A 234-nucleotide genomic window follows, 5' to 3' on the forward strand; every position below is an offset into this window, starting at 1 on the left:
TGCACCACCGGCTGCCCGGTGAGGTCGATCCCCTCGACCCGGGCCTAGGGGTGGCGCTGCGCGTCGTGCCAGAGTCCCGGCTCCGAGAGGCAGCCCTCCCCCGTCGGCTCGGGCTCGCCGCGCACCTCCGTGTGCACGGGGTTGAGGACGTACCCGATCTCGCCCTCGACGTTGTAGCTGTAGGCACGGGGCGCGGCCGCGATCTGCGGGGCCGCAACCCCGGTGCGACCGGGG

1 pseudogene is annotated in these 234 nt (G+C 74.8%); it reads right to left on the minus strand.

Going from position 1 to position 234, the window contains the following annotated elements:
- Positions 1 to 47: 47 nt before the first annotated feature.
- Positions 48 to 234 (minus strand): annotated as a pseudogene (locus KVS71_RS19075) (peptide deformylase); the annotation flags it as partial.

Source organism: Microbacterium sp. GbtcB4, assembly GCF_019091465.1.
Lineage (GTDB): Bacteria > Actinomycetota > Actinomycetes > Actinomycetales > Microbacteriaceae > Microbacterium > Microbacterium paraoxydans.